A 20,158-nucleotide genomic window follows, 5' to 3' on the forward strand; every position below is an offset into this window, starting at 1 on the left:
TACAGATTCAAGCATGGCGGGTATATCGTCGCCGTTTAGTATTGGAGTCACAATGGGTCAGGAAAAGCTCTATATCGATAAAGAACTGAGTTGGTTGTCATTTAACGAACGTGTTCTACAGGAAGCCGCTGACAAGAGCAATCCGCTCATTGAGCGTATGCGTTTTCTCGGGATCTACTCCAGCAATCTGGATGAATTCTACAAGGTTCGCTTTGCCGATCTGAAACGCCGCATTCTGATCAGTGAAGAGCAAGGCTCGACGGGCACCTCACGACACCTCCTCAAAAAAATTCAGGCCAAGGTGCTGAAAACCGATCAGGAGTTCGATTCTTTATATAACGAACTGCTGCTGGAGATGGCGCGTAATCAGATTTTCTTGATCAATGAACGCCAGCTTTCAGAAAATCAGCAGGTGTGGCTGCGCCAATATTTTAAAAATCACCTGCGCCAGCACATCACGCCGATCCTGATAAACAATGAAACCGATTTGGTTTCATTCTTAAAAGACGACTATACCTATTTAGCCGTCGAGATTATTCGTGGTCATCAGACTAGCTACGCGCTGTTGGAAATTCCGTCGGATAAAGTCGAACGCTTCATCATTCTGCCACCGGAAACGCCTCGCCGCCGCAAGCCAATGATTTTATTTGATAACATTCTGCGATACTGTCTGGATGATATCTTCAAAGGCTTCTTTGATTACGATGCCTTGAACGCCTACTCCATGAAAATGACCCGAGATGCTGAATACGATCTGGTCACAGAGATGGAATCCAGCCTGATGGAACTCATGTCATCAAGCCTGAAACAGCGCCTGACCGCCGAGCCGGTACGCTTTGTCTATCAGCGTGACATGCCTGATGAATTGGTCGAATTGTTGCGCCAGAAACTTGGTATCTCCTCCTACGATTCCGTCATCGCGGGCGGTCGCTACCACAATTTCAAAGATTTCATCAAATTCCCTAACGTGGGCAACGCCCACTTAGTGAATAAACCCCTGCCGCGCCTGCGTCATATCTGGTTTGATAAATTCCGCAACGGCTTTGACGCCATTCGCGATCACGACGTGCTGCTCTACTACCCGTATCACACGTTCGAGCACGTGCTCGAGCTGCTGCGTCAGGCGTCCTTTGACCCAAGCGTGCTAGCGATAAAAATTAATATCTACCGCGTGGCTAAAGATTCTCGCATCATCGAATCGATGATCCACGCGGCGCACAACGGTAAAAAAGTCACCGTGGTGGTTGAGCTACAGGCGCGTTTCGACGAAGAAGCCAACATCCACTGGGCGAAGCGTTTAACCGAAGCCGGCGTGCATGTGATCTTCTCAGCTCCGGGGCTGAAGATTCACGCCAAACTGTTCCTGATTTCGCGTAAAGAAGGCGACAGCATCGTGCGCTATGCACATATCGGCACCGGTAACTTCAACGAAAAAACCGCGCGCGTCTATACAGACTATTCGCTGCTCACCGCCGATGCGCGTATCACCAACGAAGTGCGACGGGTGTTCAATTTCATTGAAAACCCATACCGCCCGGTTAGCTTTGAACACCTGATGGTGTCACCACAAAACTCGCGCCGTATGTTGTATCAGCTCATCGATCAGGAAATTACCAGCGCACAGGCCGGGCTCACCGCAGGGATCACCCTGAAGCTGAATAACTTGGTGGATAAAGGCTTGGTTGATCGCTTATATACCGCCTCTTCAGCCGGGGTCAAAATCCGCCTTCTGGTGCGTGGCATGTGCTCGCTGGTGCCTAACATCCCGGGCGTTAGCGATAACATTCAGATCACCAGCATCGTCGATCGATTCTTAGAACATGCACGCGTCTATGTGTTTGAGAACCATGGCGATCCGCTGGTTTATCTCTCCTCTGCTGACTGGATGACCCGCAATATTGACTATCGCATCGAAGTTGCCGTTTCGCTGCTCGATCCAACGCTGCGCCAGCGCGTGTTAGATCTGCTCGAACTGCAATTCTGTGACACCGTTAAGGCGCGGTATCTTGATAAAGATCTCAGCAACCGTTATGTTCCGCGCGGAAATCGCCGCAAGGTACGATCTCAGTTAGCGATTTATGATTACCTCAAGGCCCTTGAACAGCCTGATAACCAATAACAATTACAGACTTATAGGCCGCTTATGCCGCTAAATCATTCCAATAATAAACCGCAGGAAATTGCTGCAATCGATCTGGGCTCTAACAGTTTCCATATGGTTATTGCCCGCATCGTGAACGGCGCGCTTCAGGTTCTGGGACGTCTGAAGCAACGAGTCCATCTGGCCGATGGCCTTGATAGCAATAATATGCTCAGCGAAGAAGCCATGGAGCGCGGCGTTGCCTGCCTCGCTCTGTTTGCTGAACGTTTACAAGGATTTCCCGAAGAAAACGTCTGTATCGTCGGCACGCATTCGCTGCGTCAAGCCGCCAACGCCGAAGAGTTTCTCAAACGTGCTGCGAAAGTAATTCCGTATCCGATTGAGATCATCTCGGGTCACGAAGAAGCGCGACTCATTTTTATGGGCGTGGCGCACACGCAGCCAGAAAAAGGCCGCAAGCTGGTGATCGACATCGGCGGCGGCTCTACTGAAATGGTTATCGGTGAAGACTTCGATCCGCTGCTGGTCGAAAGCCGCCGTATGGGCTGCGTGAGTTTCGCTCGCCAATTCTTCCCTAACGGTGAAATCAGCAAAGATAACTTCCAGCGTGCTCGTTTAGCGGCAGCGCAGAAACTGGAAAATATGGCGTGGCAGTATCGAATCCAAGGCTGGCAGGCTGCGCTCGGTGCGTCTGGCTCGATCAAAGCCGCCCATGAAGTGTTGATTGCACTGGGTGAAAAAGATGGCCTCATCACGGCGGAGCGTCTTGAACTGCTGCGTAATGAAGTGCTTAAGTACAAGCGTTTCAACGAATTAGCCTTACCGGGGCTTTCGGAAGATCGTCAGGCAGTGTTTGTGCCTGGGCTGTCGATTCTTTGCGGCGTGTTTGATGCACTGGCGATTAAACAGCTACGGCTATCGGATGGCGCACTGCGTGAAGGCGTGCTCTATGAGATGGAAGGACGTTTCCGCCATCAGGATATTCGCAGCCGAACCGCGCGTAGCCTAGCGGAACACTATAATATCGATCACGAACAAGCCTATCGCGTACTGAGCACGGTACAGCAGCTTTACGCTCAATGGATGGCTCAGAACAGCAAACTGGTTCACCCACAGCTAGAGGCGTTGCTCAATTGGGCCGCCATGCTGCATGAGGTTGGTTTGAGCATCAACCACAGCGGCATGCACCGCCATTCAGCCTACATCCTGCAAAACACCAACCTACCGGGATTTAATCAGGAGCAGCAACTGTTGCTGGCAACGCTAGTCCGTTTCCACCGTAAAGGTGTAAAGCTGGATGAGCTACCACGCTTAACGTTGTTTAAGAAAAAACAGTATATCCCGCTGATCCAAATCCTGCGCTTGGCGGCGTTGCTGAATAATCAGCGCCAATCCACCACTACGCCAGAATCGCTGGAGCTCGAAACCAACGGTTTTCATTGGATCCTGCGTTTTCCACGGGGTTATCTGCAACAAAATAACCTCGTACAGCTCGATGTGGAAAAAGAGCAGTCATACTGGAAAGACGTTGAAGGCTGGAGTTTACTGGTAGAAGAACAGCTGTAAAGAAGGATTCAAACTTTTGATAGAGCGAGTTTCGCTGTATTGATTTTTATTAGACCACAGCCTCAATATCGCCCTATTCATAGGGCGTTTTCCGCAAACACTTAAATTTCCCTTAATTAATTCATAAATCAAACGCCATTTAACAATCCCTCAGCCCGTGGCATAGATAAGCACACTCGGTGTGAATATTACGTACAGGGATAAGTGCAATGGCAGGATTACCCGCAGCGCGTCAATGGGATGAGACCACGATGGGCGGCCCTATCACGCAGGGCTCGTTAGGCGTGTTGATCGGCGCACCCAGCGGCGTCGCCTGCTCGACCTGTCCAAACGGTATCGCTAGCGCGCCCCCAAAAGGAAAACCTATTAATCCGACCCTCGGCGCCAAAGTCCTCTCCGCCGAAACCGACGTTGCCTTACCGGCCGCCGTGCCTTTTATCCTGTCCCGCAGCTACAGCAGCTACCAAACCGATACCCCAGCGCCCGTGGGCTTGCTCGGCCCCGGCTGGCAGTTGCCCAGCGGTATCAGCCTGCTGGTGACCAAAGCCGGCCTTATCCTCAACGACAGTGGTGGGCGCAGCCTGCATTTCAACACGCTCGCCGTTGGTGAGGCGCATTTCAGCCGCAGCGAATCCCTGTGGCTGGTACGCGGTGGTTTATTAGAACGCGATAAAAACCATCCGCTGGCGATGCTTTGGCACACCCTACCCGAATCGTGGCGGTTAAATTCACACCTGTACTTGTGTACCGCCGATGCTCTCGGCCCGTGGTGGGTGCTCGGTATTTCGGAAGACGAGGGCCACACCGCACTCCCTGCCCCGCTGTCCGCGCGGCGTTTTTTGCGCGGCATGCGTGACCGCTTTGGGCAGGAACTACAATACTTTTACGCCGGTACTGACCTATTTTCCGGCGTCATCACCGAGGTCGAGGACAGCGTAGGGCGGCGTTATCGGCTGGAGCACCAGCATATCGCCGAGGCGGTCTGTATGCAGCGCGGTGGATGGGGACGTGACAACGGCGTTCGCCTGTCGGCGGTGTTTTTGGTGCATGACCCCGACTTTCCCGATGTGCCTGCCGACCCGCTGGTGCGTTATGAATACACCCCGCGCGGTGAGCTACAAACCGTGTATGACCGCAGCGGACAGGTCATTCGCCAGTTCGCCTATCACCCCGATTTGCTCGGACGCATGACAGCCCATCGCTATCTGGGCCGTCCCGTCAGCCGCTATACCTACGATGCTCAAGGTCGGGCCGTGACCCAAAGCAACCCCAACGGGCTGGATTACCAGTTCGATTATGCCGCCGAGAGCACCACGGTGACCGACAGTTTAGGCCGCCGTGAAACCTACTATTACACCGGCGAAAAAGGCCTTAAGCGGGTGGTAAAGCGGGCCTACGCCGACGGCAGCGAGAGCCACAACGAAGTGGCGGGCTATCTGTTGATGGCGCAAACCGATGCGCTGGGGCGAAAAACTGCCTTCACCCACGATATTACCACCAGTCAACTCACCAGTATTGTGTCCCCCGACGGCAACCGTACCCGCTTTGCCTACAACATCCACGGTTTACTTACCCAGACGATACTGCCCGATGACCGTCGCCTCACGCGCAGCTATGACGCGCTTGGCCGCCTGACCGCAGAAAGTGATGCCCTTAACCGCACCGTGCGCTATGCCTATGCTGATGACGCCAGCTCGCAGCCCTGTACGATTACCGATGCTGGCGGCGGAGAGAAACACCTCACGTGGACGCGCAGCGGCCAGCTGGCCTGCTACACCGACTGCTCGGGCAACACCACCGAGTACCGCTATGACCGCTGGGGGCAGCGCAGTGAGATTTGCCGCCCCGCGGGCCTCACTTTACGTTATGCGTACGATATCCGTGGACGTCTGACCGCCACGGAAAATAGCGCCGGTGAACGCACCCAGTATCACTACAATCCCGCGGGTGATTTAATCACGCTGACCGAGCCTGACGGCAGCCAAACTGACATGACCTACGATGACAACGGCCGCCTGCTCACGCGCACCCACGGCGGTGCCACCCAGCAGTTTGCCTATGACGCCGCCGACCGACTGATTGCGCTCACCAATGAAAACGATGCCCATATGCGTTTTACCTATGACGCGATGGACCGTTTAGTGGAAGAAATTGGCTTTGACGGACGGGTTCAGCGCTACCGCTACAACGCGGTCGGGGAACTGATAGAAAGCGACGATGCCGGCCTGATAACCCAGTGGCTGCATGATATTTTGGGTCAATTGGTGAGTCGCACCCACGCAGTGAGTGACGATACAGAAAATACAGAAAGCGAGATAACGCGTTGGGAATATAACCTCGACGGCCAGCTAATAGCCGCGCATCACGTCAGCGAAGGCTATCCCGTCAGCGTGCTGTTCGAACGTAATCAATCCGGGCAAATTAACCAAGAGCAGCAAATTGTCAGTGCCCCTGACGGCAGTATTTTGTGGCAGCACTGCATCCAGCATCGTTATGATGCTAACAGCGCCCTGCTGTTCACCACGCCCGATGGCCTGCCTACCCTGCACTGGCACACCTACGGCCCCGGTCATCTACTCGGCGTGGCGCTCGGCGAGCACAGCCTGCTGGAATTTGACCGCGATACCTTACACCGAGAAACGCAACGCCGCTTTGGCGAGAGCGTGTTGGAAACGGGCTATACCGAGGTCGGACGCCTGCACAGCCTCACGCTCAGTACCCCCAACGCCGACCCGCGCGCACAGGAATACCGCTATACGTCGCGTGGCCAGCTGAGCGATATCGTCAGCCCGCTCTCATCCCAGCATTATGAATATGACGCCGCCGGCCGCCTCATCCACGAACGCAGCGCCCACCGCAGCGCGGACTACCACCTTGACCTCGCGGGCAACCGGCTCATCAACCGTTATATGCCCGAGGCCTTTATGGCCGACATGCGCCATCCGGGTAATCGCCTGAGCGAAGATGCGCATTTTTATTATCAGTATGACCAGTACGGCAACCTCAGCCAAAAAACCCGCAAACGCGACGCAGGCGAAGTCCATCACTACCGCTACGACCGCAGCCATCGGCTCGTCAGCTACCTCTGCGCGCAAGACGGCGAAGCCCTACGCGGCGGCCGCTACTGCTACGACCCGTTAGGGCGACGCATCGGTAAACAGGTCATGCAGCGCGACCAGCCTAAACACATCAGCTGGTTCGGCTGGGACGGCGACAAACTGGTGCTCACCGAGCGCGATGGCACCCGCATTCACACGGTCTATTTGCCCCACAGCTTTGTGCCCCTGCTGCGTTTTGAAGGTGACAAGCCGCCGACAATCGCCCCACTGGCCGACAAACTTGAGCTGGAAGTCGGTATCACGCTGCCGCCGGCGTTTAAGCAAACCCTGCACCACATTGAGCTAGCGCTGCGCGCCAACCACCTCAGCACGGAGCAACACGCGTGGCTCAATCAGGTTCAGCTCAGCCCGGAATATCTGGCCACCCTGCTCGACCCGCTGCCGGATACGCCCTACGCCGCCCAGCTGTACGACTGCAACCACCTCGGCACGCCACAACAGCTCATCAACCTCAACGGCGATATCGACTGGTCCATCACGCTGGACGCCTGGGGCAATGCGCTCAGTGAAGAAAACCCGCATCAGCTGCACCAGCCAATACGAATGCAGGGGCAACAATACGATGAAGAATCAGGCCTGCACTACAACCGCCATCGCTATTACGACCCGACAATAGGCCGGTATATTACTCAGGATCCGATTGGGTTATTTGGCGGGATGAATTTTTATCGGTATCCGCTAAACCCAAATCAAGACATAGATTCTTTGGGACTAGTTAGTTCAAATTTATATCCTAACGACACTGAAGCAAACAAACTTATTCATTCGATTGCCGATAAAATAAATATCCCTGGGGTCTTTACTGTTGGAGCTCATGGGCATCCTAAAATCATTCTTGATGAGCAAGGAGGCCTCTTGCCAGCTAAATTTTTAGCTGAGCTAATAAGAAAAAATAAGGACTATAAATCAGGAATGCCTATAAGATTATTTTCCTGTGATACAGGAAAAGGGGGAAGCGGTTCTTTTGCAAGTCAGTTAGCTAAGGAGCTTCAGACAAATGTAACTGCACCTGATTCTAAATGGACGGTCTGGGAAAAAACAGATGAGGGTGGTTTAACCTCCACATATACAGCACCAATGGACTCCATGGATGTAAATAGTAGTAATACAGGTAATTGGGTGACTTACGGACCATCAGGTGATGTAGTTTCTTCAGTTAAAGGTCGGGTTGAAAAACCCGGCGATATACATTGAAATTGGAATTATAGATGAAATTTTTACTCGTTATTTTAGTTATTATTCTAGTAACCAGCTCAGTTAATCTGGACGAGTATCAAAATAGCTCTAAAATAAAAATCAAGACATCATCAACTCCAATAGCTTATGATTTAGAAAAAAAATATAGAATAGACCTTGAAAAAAAGTCATCTAAGGGAGACTCTCAAGCATCATTTCGATTATATTTATACTACCTCTTAACGCTCAATAACATTGATAAACAAATGTTGTACTTAAAGAAATCAGCATATCAAGGGTATGATGTAGCCCAGTACAGTTACGGATATTTCTTATCAGGTGAACTCCCTGAGTACTCGAAATATTATAATCTCAATGAGGCTATTTTTTGGCTGGAGTTAGCAAAAAAAAATGGCAATAATAAAGCAAAACTCGAATTGGAAACACTCGAAAAACAAAAAACTCCCGTTATCATACAAAAAAAGTAAGCTTAGAGATTAAGCATCAGATTACTGTATTTATGGATCGACTAATCAGGGAATTATATTGATAAAGTGAAAATAATAAAACAAGAGGAGTAATGCACAAGTTTTATTAATACGGAGTGTAACTAACATAATCATGAGTAGTTCAATATTATGAATAGTCATTTATTACTCATCAGCACCAAATGCCATTAAGAAATGTGCAAAAAAATATGGTTTCGAGCCAGAACCAAGTAAAAATCTCTCCTGCAAAAGTTCCGGGCTATCAACAACTGATGCAGCTATTGCTACTGGTGCTACAATTGGCGCAGGGTGCATTGTATATAGAGTGATTCGATTTATACCTTCACTTGTGCCACCTCTTTGGTGGTCAATACCTGTAAACGCTGTTACTCCATGAGGAAAATGGAACCTATATGATCAGTGATTTCGATATAGTGAGCTCAATTGATTGGCATGATGGGGTTTTATTGGAAATAAAAACAACGCTCAAAGAATCTCATTTCAACATAACATTATTTACTTATGTTTATAAAAATGAAAATATTAGAGAGAAAATGATAGTAGAATTTTCTGATGTAGATCATTTAGTGTTAGCTATGGATTCTGTTGAGTTAATCGATAATCACAAGTCAGGAAATATAAGCAATGGATATATAAAAAAAATAAAAAACAAAAAGGTATATAAATTTTTTCTTTATCTTTCTGACGGAATGTTAAGCATGTCATTTAAAAACTTACAATTAGTTAAACCATTGGAATGATGAAATAAAAATGCCGGGGAAATTGATTTTTCTTTGGCATTTTTATTATCCTTGACATGTATTCAACGCACTAAATATTCAACCCGTTAGAACTTAACAATCTGCTATATTTGATGAAGTCTCTTCCATAATTTCTGCATCTCGTTAGATGCATAGAGAAAGGCGCTAAGTGAAAAAAACCCGCATCAGCTGCACCAGCCAATCAGAATGCAAGGTCAGCAATACGATGAAGAATCCGGCCTGCACTACAACCGCCATCGCTATTACGATCCGACGATAGGACGATAGGACGATAGGACGATAGGACGATAGGACGATATATTGCTCAGGATCCGATTGGGTTGAGGGGCGGGTTAAACTTTTATGGTTATCCGTTAGATCCTACACAATATATAGATCCATTAGGATTACATACATATATGTGTACCATACCCCTCCACACTCTAGGAGGAACTGGAACTCGTAGTGGCCCTGATATTTGGGGCAATCCATTCTACCATCAATATCTGTGTGTTGATGATGGTCAGGGAGGATATACGTGCGGTGGGCAGGATAGAACTGGGGCAGCAGTTTTACCAGGCAGTAAAGGCAAAGCAACTGATGATACATGGCCAACTGATGGCAATGGTGCTTGCAAAAAAGTTGATGATCGAGACTGTGTCGATGAATGCGTAAAAAATAGAATTAAAAGTAAAAAGAGACCGTGGTATCAGATACCTTTGGGTACTGATTGCCAAGATTGGTCAGATGATGTGCTTGACAGTTGTAAAAAGTCTTGTGATAGACCGTATAATTTACCTATGGGATGGTTTAATAAAATTGGATGATTTAATAAAGTGTTTATTCTAAAAATTTCTTGGGTAAGTATCTCTATTGTTGTTTTGAGCATTACCCTTTATTTTTATGATGGAACTAATAATAGTGATATAGAGATTTTTCTTTCCTACTCTATGCTTGTTCTATCATTCCCATCAGGACTTATAGTTTCAGCTTTTTTGTCTGGCGCTATTTACTTAATAGCGTTAATGGTTGATGGGGATCTCAATGGGCTTGAGGTTAATTATTTTTATCTGGTCATAGAATGGGGTATATTGTTTTTTGTTGGTTATATCCAATGGTTTTATGTTATTCCTATTTTGTATAGAAAACTGCAGAAAAGTAATTCCAGTAATCAATAAAATAATATTCATTGTCAGTTAAATTTTTTCACATATGCAATGTCAATAGGCATCAGCGACGCAGTTGCACTCGAAATTAGTTACATTCGTATGTAAGCATCTGGTGAACTCATATTGACAGAACGATCAAGGCAAGATCATGAATTACATTTTTGTTAAACTTTAAAATATAAAGTCATTAAATACATGTTTTACTAATTGGAGGCATTACCCTCTTCTTATTCTTAGTAAAAATACAGAATCGGGGCTCGCTACTCCAGCCCCAACTCCGCTCTTGCCTGTGCAACATCTGCCGCTAATGCCTTTACCTCCAGCAGGTTCTATACCTATAGAACCGTTTGTGTCTTAAAAGGATCGAATATGAAGTATCCAGATGGTAGTGATGTTTTACTGGGGGATATCGTTACTCTTGGGGGAGGAATAAACGGAGTCGTTGTTTGCAATTTTGAAAACAACGAGTTTGCTAAAGGTTTCGATAAAGATGAGTGGGGAGATTTTAATGTGGGGATAATGGTAGAATCTCCACAAGCTGGACTTGTATATTATTCAGGGGATTGTATTGATTTAACTCTGGTAAATAGATTTGCATCACATTCTTCTCATAAAAAAAGAAGAGCACGAAGCTATAAGTAAAAAAATCACAATATTTATCTGTTACGATAAGGTGGCCGTTACTGGCTTAAGCCTGCAATGAGGACATAATACACCGGTTGAACTGACATGTAGCCAAACGGCTGACCAACAGGTGGCTTATGATTACGCGGTTAGCGTGGCGAATAATAAAGAAAGGGATAAAGATAATTGGAATCCTTTTTCATCTAACCAATGTAGAACATTCTCAAAAAATGCATTCGAGGCAGCACAAAAATGAAATTAACAACTGTTATACTGATAACATCACTAGTAATATTATCAGTACTATGCACAGTTTTAACATATCTATGGATAGACCGCTCTATTACACTCGCATATGTTAATGCAAGTGTAGATTCAGAAGTAAGATCCAGAATTATCATCACTGATCTTATCGAAAGTGAATGGCGTGGGAAAAGTTTAAATGAAGTATATCAAAAACTAAGCACAGAAGTACAAAAGCATCCGGAGAAGAATATCGTGTTGAATAAAACAGAGAAAACAATTGAGTTTGATGAGCTCTCATTCTTTTTTGATAAAAACAGATTAAAAAAAATTGAGTAACCGACAAAGAAACATATATATTTTATTCTTTTAACTAAGCCTTAAATAAAGCCGCGATCGTTTAAGAACTCTCTATCAACTCCTATGAGAATATTTATTGTTGATAGGGAATAGCCGACACACAGAATCGGAGCATGCTACTCCAGCCCCAACTCTGCCCTCGCCTGTGCAACATCTGCCGCTGATAAAGGCATATAGCCGTCTTGTGACACCAGTTTTTGGCCCTGCGCCGACAGCACGCTGTCCATAAAGGCGGCGGTTAGCGGTGACAGAGGTTTTCCCGGTGCTTTGTTCACATAGATATACAGATGACGCACTAGCGGGTAGCGGCCTTGCACAATATTTTCCGCCGTCGGCTCAATCGCTGGGCCGCCAAACTGGCTCACCGCCAACATATGCACACCGCTGGCACGAAAACCGATGCTGGCATAGCCAATGCTATTAAGAGAACCCGCAACCGCCTGCACGACCGATGCCGAACCTGGCAGCTCGTTGACACGTGGGCTGAAATCGCCGTTACACAACACCTGCTGTTTGAAATAACCATAGGTGCCCGACGCCGAGTTGCGCCCATAGAGCGAAATGGCTCGCGACTTCCACTCTCCGCCCAAACCCAGCATTTTCCATTGGGTAATCGGCGTTGAATCACCACAGCGCAGCGTGCTGGAATAGATGCTGTCTAGTTGATTAAAACTGATTTCACGCAGCGGATTATCTTGATGTACCAACACCACTAAAGCATCTAAAGCCACGGGTATGGCTAACGGAGGATAACCATAGTGCTGCTCAAAAGCCGCGATTTCCGCCGCCTTCATAGGGCGACTCATCGGCCCTAGCTGAGCGGCGCCCGCAGCCAGCGCAGTGGGTGCGCTGGACGAACCCGCTGCCTGCAGCTGCACATTCACATTGGGGTTACTCTGCGAAAAGTTATTTGCCCACAGCGCCATCAGGTTCACCATCGTATCCGAACCCGCACTGGACAAATTCCCCGACAGCATCGATTGGCCGATCGCCATCGCGGGTAACGAGATAAAACCACAAACGACGCCAATCAGCGCCGCCTTCCATTGTTTGATTTGACGTCCCTGCATCAGATTTCCTTGCTCGGTAGCCCTTTCTGGCCTTTGTTTTTTTGCGCCACGCTCTCACCTGATAGTGGCACAATGAGATGCGGCGGCAGGGTAAACACGAAGCGCGTGCCCAGGCCAATTTCACTCATGATATTGAGCGTAGCTTCATGATGATTCAACGCATGTTTGACTATCGCTAGCCCCAAGCCGCTGCCGCCGGTTTGGCGCGAACGCGCTTTATCGACCCGATAGAAACGCTCCGTTAAACGCCCCAAATGCTCTGCTGCAATGCCGGGGCCATTATCGCTGACTTCGAACTGCGCACCTTGGGTAGTTTGCTGCCAGCAGACTTCAATTTTGGTGCCGTCCGGCGTGTGGTTAACCGCGTTGTATACCAGATTAGAAACCGCGCTACGCAGCTGATCGTCGTTGCCGAACACTTTCAGCTTATCGTTGATGCGGAAGGTGATTTCATGTCGACCGTTGCTCAACGACAGCGCTTCACGCTCGAGCATATGCAGCATCACGGGCACATCGACAATTTCATTCAGGGCAATCGGCGGAGCCGCTTCGATCTTAGAGAGGGTCAATAGCTGTTTCACCAAGCTGTCCATGCGCTTGGTTTGCTCTTGCATGGTCGCAAGCGCTTTTTGCCGCACCGGAGCCGCCATATCCTCATCGTTCATCATCTCGAGGTAGCCCTGCAACACGGTCAGCGGCGTTCGCAGTTCATGGCTTACGTTGGCAAAGAAGTTACGCCGAGTCCCCTCTAACTGCCGCGTTTGAGTCACATCGCGCGCCACCATCAACAGTTGACCTTCGGCATACGGCATCACCCGAAATTCAACGAAACGGCCATTATTGAGGTGCAGCGTGAGCGGTCGGGCAAAATCTTGCGATTGCAGATAATGCGTGAATTCGGGATAACGCAGAAGATTAAGAATGTGCTGACCATTATCCTCCGGCCAACGAAAACCGAGCAGGTGTTGCGCCAAGCCATTACACCAGAAAATATTGCCTTCTTCGGTCGTCATAATCACCGCATCGGGCAAAGACTCTGCGCCGCTGCGAAAACGTTTAATCAGCAGTGCCAGCTCGCGACGACGGCGTCGATTACGCTGCTGCATCTGATATAAACCATAGAACAACGGCTCCCAGCTTCCTCGCCCTGCGGGTGGGGTCATACTACGGTCGACCCATAGCCAGTGCGAGAGGCGCAGCTGGTTATAGAAATGCCAGCCTAAAAGCGCAGACACCGCAGCCAGCAGAAACCACGGCAAATAGCCGATCAGTAGCCCAAGGATCACCGCCGGAATGCAGCAAAACAGCAGCTCCAGCAACAGTCTTTTCCACGATAGGCGTTCAAGCACGATGTTGGCTCTTTGTTCTTAACAACATAGAAATAATAGACATAGTGATACCCAAAATCAGTGAGGCCCGATTAAGGGTCCCAATGCATAATCATACCGTTTACTTAAGCTCGATTTTAGGGGGAGTACACCGATGGGGTCGTAGCGGCGCAAGCCGCCGGAGCGCCCCGCGGTGTGCTAGACCCGTGTATCTCGATCTTTTAAACAAGCGTCACGGCATATGCATAGCGGGTTAGAAACGCGCCGAAAAACGATAGCCCGTCCCACGTACGGTTTGCACCATTTTATCATGCCCGCTCAGCTCTAGCGCTTTGCGCAGCCGGCGGATATGAACATCCACGGTGCGATCTTCTACATAAACGTTAGTGCCCCAGACATGATTTAGCAACTGCTCGCGGCTATAAACGCGCTCGGGGTGAGTCATGAAAAAATGCAGCAACTTAAACTCAGTGGGCCCCATATCCAACGGGGCTTCATTGGCCATCACGCGATGTGATGTCGGATCGAGGCTCAGCCCCTGCACTTCAATCACCTCTTCCACCGCCATCGGTGAAATACGGCGCATCACAGCTTTAATTCTGGCCACCAGTTCCTTGGGCGAAAAGGGCTTGGTGATGTAATCGTCTGCGCCCACTTCCAAACCGCGCACCCGATCTTCTTCTTCACCGCGAGCGGTCAGCATCATCACAGGAATTTCACGCGTTAACGCCTCGCGCTTCATATGCTTGATGAACTGGATCCCAGAACCGCCCGGCAGCATCCAATCCAGCAGCACTAAATCAGGATAAGGCTCAGAAAGTGAGTTCACCGCGCTGTCATAATCTTCGGCTTCAACCGGTTGGTAGCCGTTTTGCTCTAAAACAAAACACACCATTTCACGAATTGGCGCTTCATCTTCTACTACCAATATGCGTCTGGCCATTGTTAATCCTGCTTAAGTTTGGTTGCGGGCGCCATTATGCGTCAGATTTATGACAGATTTATGAAAAAAAACAATATGCCCAGCATCACTGTAATAAATGGTTTTGTAAACCTAGACCGATTATGGCCTTAGCGCCGGACATGGGTTCACCTCCCCTCGAGATTGCGTATAATCAATTTTATTCTCGGTAGTGACCCACGCTACGCACAGCAAGGACAGCAGAACTCTTATGCGTCTTATCCATACTTCAGACTGGCACCTTGGTCAGCATTTTTATACCAAAAGCCGTAGCGCTGAACATCAGGCCTTTCTGCGCTGGCTCATTGAACAAGCATCGGCGCATCAAGTCGATGCCATTATTGTGGCTGGCGACGTATTTGATACCGGTTCACCGCCGAGCTACGCGCGCGAGCTGTATAACCGCTTCGTGGTGGAATTACAGTCAACGGGCTGCCAGTTGGTGGTGTTAGGTGGCAACCATGACTCGGTAGCCACGCTGAATGAATCTCGCGATTTATTAGCCTGCTTGAACACCCAAGTTATCGCCAGCAGCGCAGGCGATTTACAGCATCAGGTATTGCCGCTCAAACAGCGCAATGGCTCCGTCGGCGCTATTTTGTGCGCGGTGCCATATCTGCGCCCTAGAGATATCCAAATCAGCTTAGCGGGGCAATCTGCCGCAGAAAAACAAAACGCCCTCCAGCAGGCTATCGCTGCGCATTATCAGTCGTTGTACGATCTGGCCGTTGCCGAACGCGACGCCTTAGGCGGAAACCTGCCGATTATTGCCACCGGACATCTCACCACTATCGGTGCCAGCACGTCCGACTCGGTGCGTGATATCTACATTGGCTCACTCGATGCGTTCCCTGCCTCCGCGTTTCCTCCTGCCGATTACATTGCGTTGGGCCATATCCATCGCCCCCAGCGCGTGACCAGCAGCGAGCATATTCGCTACAGTGGCTCGCCGATCCCCCTTAGCTTCGATGAACTAGGCAGTGAGAAAAGCATCTGCTTAGTCGATTTCTCAGGGGCTACGCTGGAAAAAGTGACGCTCATGCCAGTCCCCCAGTTTCAGCCAATGCAGCTCATCAAAGGCAGCATTGAGCAAATCGAGCAACAGCTCGCCGCATTTAAACCCACCACGGCGGATCACGGCGAGAGCGAAAAACCGGTCTGGCTGGATATTGAAATCAACAGCAGCGCCTATTTGAACGATCTCCAACGCAGGATCCAGCAGCAGGCAGAAAACCTTCCCGTTGAGGTGATTTTGCTACGCCGCAGCAAAGAACAACGCTTGAGCGCCCTCACGCGCCAAGACAAAGAAACGCTGAGCGAGCTGAGCGTCAGCGACGTCTTTGAGCGCCGTTTGGCGCAGGAAGAAACCGACGATGAAGCGCTGATCGCACAGCAATCGCGCATTCGAAATCAATTCCATCAGGTGCTGGATGAGCTGGTGTTAGAACAACAGCAAGACGAGACTCGCGTGGAGCATGACGCATGAAAATCCTCAGCCTACGATTAAAAAACATCAACTCGCTCAAGGGCGAATGGAAGATCGATTTCACCCGTGAAGACTTTGCCAATAACGGCTTATTTGCCATCACGGGCCCAACCGGCGCGGGCAAAACGACGCTGCTTGATGCACTCTGTTTAGCGCTGTATCACCAAACGCCGCGTTTGAAAGTGTCACCAACGCAAAATGAACTGATGACACGCGGCACCGCAGAATCACTGGCCGAAGTTGAATTCGAAGTTAAAGGCGTTGGCTATCGCGCTTTCTGGAGCCAGCGCCGTGCCAATAACAAGCCAGATGGCAATTTACAAACGCCAAAAGTAGAGCTCGCGCATATTGCCGATGGTGAAATCATCACCGATAAAATCCAAACCAAGCTGCATAAAATTGCCGATATTACCGGTTTGGATTTTGGCCGTTTCACCAAGTCGATGATGCTGTCACAGGGCCAGTTCGCCGCCTTCCTCAACGCCGATCCGGCCGAGCGAGCTGAATTACTCGAAGAACTCACCGGCACCGAAATTTATGGGCAACTATCCGAACAAATATTCCAGCGTTTCAAACAGGCAAAAATCGATCTAGATACGCTGCATGAACGCGCCGCAGGCGTAGAGCTGCTCAGCGAAGAGGCGTTAAACCAGCTCACCGAGCGTTTATCCCAGTTGCAACGTGAAGAACAGCAGCAAACGTCGTTGCGCCAAACGCTGATGACCGACCTCCATTGGCTGCAAAAAAGCCAAGAGCTCAGCCAAAACCGAGAACAGTGCACTCAGCGCGTTACCGCAGCATCGCAGCAATGGCAAACCGCCCAGCCGGAAATTTTACGCCTTGAACGCAGTGAACCGGCCGAGAAACTGCGCCCATTGTTGCTAACGCTACGCCAGACACGCGCTGATTTAGCATCTGCGACTCAAAACCAGCAACAGCGCGAACAGCAGCGCCAACAGTTGACCTCGCAGATAGCCTCGCTGCAAACCGCGTCATCCCAAGCGCTTCATGCCAAACAGCAACAGCAGCAACAACGTGCTGCAACGGAAACGCTGATTAACCAACAGGTGGTTCCGCTTGATTCACGGCTGGCGCAGATACGCGAAGACCTGTTAATTCAGCAGCAAAAACTCACGCAACTTAGTGAAGAAAAGCGGAAACAGGAAACCGCGCTTAAGCAAAACCGAGAAAAACTGCAGGCCCAGCTGCTGGAAATCAACCAGCTTCAGCAACAGCTAGCTGACACGGCACAACATGCTGAATGGAATAGCCATTTAGGCCGCTGGAAGAGCCAGTTCGAACAATCGGCTGAGTTAAACCAAACCTTAAATGAATTGCGTAAACGCATTACCGATGCAGAAAAGAATATCGCTGCCGAAACAGAAAAGCTCACGGTTCTGCAGCAGGCGGGCTCCCTACTCAGCCAGCGTTTAGCTCAGCAGCAAAAAATCTGCGCTGAAGCTGAATTACAGCATCAGCAGCTCAACCAGAAACACAGTTCAGCGCAGCTAGAAGCACAGCGTGAGAAATTGCACCGTGGGCAGCCTGCGCGCCAAATTCTGATACAAACCAGCCCGCTGTTTGAAAAAGCCTCACAGAGACAAAAACAGCTGCAGTTACAAAATGCGCAACGCACGCAGGAACTGCACGCCCTAGAGCAGCTTTTAGCCGCCAAACGCTTAGCCTATAAAGAGAAACGTCAGCATCTTAGCGATCTGGAAAAGCAGATCGATCTACAGCGTCGAGTGATCGGACTGGAACAAGAACGTACGCGCTTAGTGGCTGGCGATCCCTGCCCACTCTGCGGATCGCTGGAGCATCCGGCGGTTAAAAACTACCAAACACCCACCCTTTCAGACAGTGAACAGCGCCGCGACGCGCTACGCATAGAAGTCGAAAATCTCAGTCGCGAAGGCAGCGAATTGGGAGAGCGGCACAAGCTGATGCTGCAGACGCAAAATCAGCAGCAGCAAGAAGCCCAAGCCGTTGAAGCTGAAGTCATGCAGTATCAACAGCGCTGGGCTCAGGCAACGGTAGCGCTCGAACTCAGCTTAGCGATTGACGACCGTGAGGCGCTAGAAAGCTATCTCACCGAAATTAATCAGCAAGAAGAGGCTCTGCAACACACGCTGCGTCAGCGAGAGATTTTGAGCAAGAGCTGGCAGCAGACCAAAGATGCGCTGAACAATATTCAGCAAGAGGTCAACCAAACGCTACAGCACATCAGCCTGCTGGAATTGAGCACTCAAACGCAGAGCAAGCAGCTCAATGAGTGGCGCGAGGACTACAGTAAACAGTTAGCACAGCAGCAGCAACGTGACATCGCCCTTACCGATGAACTGCATAAACTGCAATTAACCGCGCCTATCTCTGGCAACGAAGCCGAATGGCTGGAACAGCGCAGCAACGAGTTTACGCTCTGGCAACAGCGCCAAAACCACAGCCAAAAACTAACACTAGAAAATACACGCCTGATGGCGGAAGAGCACAGCCTCAGCCAAACCTTTGCCGCCCTAGAAACACAGTGGCAAACACAACATCAGCTTTGTTCTGAGCTTGAAACCCGCCTGAAGCAGATGCAGGCCGAACGCCAAAGCCTTTTGAATGGACGTAGCGTAGACGAGGTACGCCGTTCGTTAATTGAGTCTGAACAGCAGGTTGAAAACCAGCTTCAGCAAGCTCAACAGGCTGAACACCAGATACGACAACAGCTAGATAAACTCGGCGGTGAGCTCGAAAGCGCTCAACAACAACGCTTGCAATTAGAACAACGGCTCAGCCAGCAGCAAACAGAGTTTGAGCAGGCATTGGCAAACAGTCTGTTCGCTGATGAAAATACGTTAATTGCCGCGCTGTTAGACGAAAGTGAGCTCAAACGCCTGATCGCGCTGCGTGAACAATGCAAAAATCAGCTTTCGCAGGCACAAGCTTTCTTACAGCAGGCAGAAAGCGAGCTATCCAAGTGGCTAGCGCAACGCCCTGAAAATCTTGATATCAATGCCACGCTAGAAAATCTCAATCAGCAACTGTCTATGCTGGCTGAGCAACTGCGCGAAAACAGCGTACAGCAGGGACAAATTCAGCAGCAGATCCGCAGCGACGCCGAGCGAAAACAGGGGCAGCAAAGCCTATTTGCGCGTATTGAACAGAGCAGGCAGGAGTATGAAGACTGGAGCTATCTCAACCAGCTAATTGGCTCAAGCAGCGGCGATAAATTCAGAAAATTTGCGCAGGGTTTAACGTTGGATCACCTGGTCTATTTGGCCAACCAGCAGCTTGCCCGCCTGCACGGTCGCTATTTGCTGCAACGTAAAACCAGCGACGCGCTGGAGCTAGAAGTGGTCGATACGTGGCAGGCCGATGCGGTACGCGATACTCGCACCTTATCCGGTGGCGAAAGCTTCTTGGTGAGTTTAGCGCTGGCGCTGGCGCTATCCGATCTGGTCAGCCATAAAACCAGCATTGATTCGCTCTTCCTTGACGAAGGCTTCGGCACACTGGATGCGGAAACCCTTGATACCGCGCTCGATGCCCTCGATACGCTCAACGCAACCGGCAAAATGATTGGCGTCATCAGCCACGTTGAAGCCATGAAAGAACGGATACCGGTGCAAATAAAAGTGAAAAAAGTGAATGGGTTGGGGATTAGCCGCTTAGAAGCGCAGTATGCGATAGGGAATGGGGAATAAAACATCCCCTAATCTTT

General features: G+C 49.8%; 14 protein-coding genes and 1 pseudogene. 12 read left to right on the forward strand and 3 right to left on the reverse strand.

Annotation, left to right across the window (positions count from 1 at the left end; translation table 11 throughout):
* The first annotated feature begins 52 nt into the window (after positions 1-52).
* From ppk1 to AB3Y96_RS16150, 10 genes and pseudogenes are all read left to right on the forward strand, one after another.
* A complete protein-coding gene (ppk1, locus tag AB3Y96_RS16105) occupies positions 53-2,119 on the forward strand; it encodes a polyphosphate kinase 1 (protein ID WP_367299681.1) in 2,067 nt (688 codons plus the stop codon).
* Positions 2,120-2,143: 24 nt separating this feature from the next.
* Positions 2,144-3,667, forward strand: a complete 1,524-nt coding sequence (gene ppx / locus AB3Y96_RS16110; RefSeq protein ID WP_072307049.1) for an exopolyphosphatase — start codon at positions 2,144-2,146, stop codon at positions 3,665-3,667.
* Positions 3,668-3,876: 209 nt separating this feature from the next.
* Complete coding sequence (locus AB3Y96_RS16115) at positions 3,877-7,980, forward strand: RHS repeat-associated core domain-containing protein (RefSeq protein ID WP_367299682.1); 4,104 nt, start codon at positions 3,877-3,879, stop codon at positions 7,978-7,980.
* A gap of 14 nt (positions 7,981-7,994) precedes the next feature.
* Entirely contained in the window at positions 7,995-8,450 is a 456-nt protein-coding gene (locus AB3Y96_RS16120; RefSeq protein ID WP_367299683.1) for a sel1 repeat family protein, read from the forward strand.
* Positions 8,451-8,763: 313 nt separating this feature from the next.
* A complete protein-coding gene (locus AB3Y96_RS16125) occupies positions 8,764-8,847 on the forward strand; it encodes a hypothetical protein (protein ID WP_367300334.1) in 84 nt (27 codons plus the stop codon).
* A gap of 19 nt (positions 8,848-8,866) precedes the next feature.
* Positions 8,867-9,211, forward strand: a complete 345-nt coding sequence (locus AB3Y96_RS16130) for a hypothetical protein (RefSeq protein ID WP_367300335.1) — start codon at positions 8,867-8,869, stop codon at positions 9,209-9,211.
* 165 nt (positions 9,212-9,376) lie between these two features.
* Positions 9,377-10,038 (forward strand): annotated as a pseudogene (locus AB3Y96_RS16135) (RHS repeat-associated core domain-containing protein); the annotation flags it as partial.
* Between the two features lie 9 nt (positions 10,039-10,047).
* Positions 10,048-10,389, forward strand: a complete 342-nt coding sequence (locus tag AB3Y96_RS16140) for a hypothetical protein (RefSeq protein WP_367299684.1) — start codon at positions 10,048-10,050, stop codon at positions 10,387-10,389.
* A 360-nt stretch (positions 10,390-10,749) separates the two neighbouring features.
* Entirely contained in the window at positions 10,750-11,022 is a 273-nt protein-coding gene (locus AB3Y96_RS16145) for a hypothetical protein (protein WP_367299685.1), read from the forward strand.
* A 234-nt stretch (positions 11,023-11,256) separates the two neighbouring features.
* On the forward strand, positions 11,257-11,586 hold the full coding sequence (locus AB3Y96_RS16150; protein WP_367299686.1) for an Imm58 family immunity protein: 330 nt from the start codon (positions 11,257-11,259) through the stop codon (positions 11,584-11,586).
* Positions 11,587-11,723: 137 nt separating this feature from the next.
* Here AB3Y96_RS16150 and AB3Y96_RS16155 read toward each other — a convergent pair whose 3' ends face one another.
* The 3 genes from AB3Y96_RS16155 to phoB all read right to left on the reverse strand — a co-directional run bounded on the left by AB3Y96_RS16155 (position 11,724) and on the right by phoB (position 14,948).
* Positions 11,724-12,677, reverse strand: a complete 954-nt coding sequence (locus tag AB3Y96_RS16155) for a PstS family phosphate ABC transporter substrate-binding protein (protein WP_367299687.1) — start codon at positions 12,675-12,677, stop codon at positions 11,724-11,726.
* A complete protein-coding gene (phoR, locus tag AB3Y96_RS16160; protein WP_367299688.1) occupies positions 12,677-14,026 on the reverse strand; it encodes a phosphate regulon sensor histidine kinase PhoR in 1,350 nt (449 codons plus the stop codon). Before phoR ends, AB3Y96_RS16155 begins: the two co-directional genes overlap by 1 nt.
* 232 nt (positions 14,027-14,258) lie before the next feature.
* Entirely contained in the window at positions 14,259-14,948 is a 690-nt protein-coding gene (gene phoB, locus AB3Y96_RS16165; RefSeq protein WP_004091956.1) for a phosphate response regulator transcription factor PhoB, read from the reverse strand.
* A 229-nt stretch (positions 14,949-15,177) separates the two neighbouring features.
* Here phoB and sbcD point away from each other — a divergent pair, with 229 nt between their 5' ends.
* A complete protein-coding gene (gene sbcD / locus AB3Y96_RS16170; RefSeq protein WP_367299689.1) occupies positions 15,178-16,452 on the forward strand; it encodes an exonuclease subunit SbcD in 1,275 nt (424 codons plus the stop codon).
* Complete coding sequence (locus AB3Y96_RS16175) at positions 16,449-20,141, forward strand: SbcC/MukB-like Walker B domain-containing protein (RefSeq protein WP_367299690.1); 3,693 nt, start codon at positions 16,449-16,451, stop codon at positions 20,139-20,141. The genes sbcD and AB3Y96_RS16175 overlap by 4 nt, the downstream gene beginning before the upstream one ends.
* Positions 20,142-20,158 lie beyond the last annotated feature (17 nt).

The sequence above is a fragment of the Hafnia alvei genome (assembly GCF_964063325.1).
Taxonomy (GTDB): Bacteria; Pseudomonadota; Gammaproteobacteria; order Enterobacterales; family Enterobacteriaceae; genus Hafnia; species Hafnia alvei_B.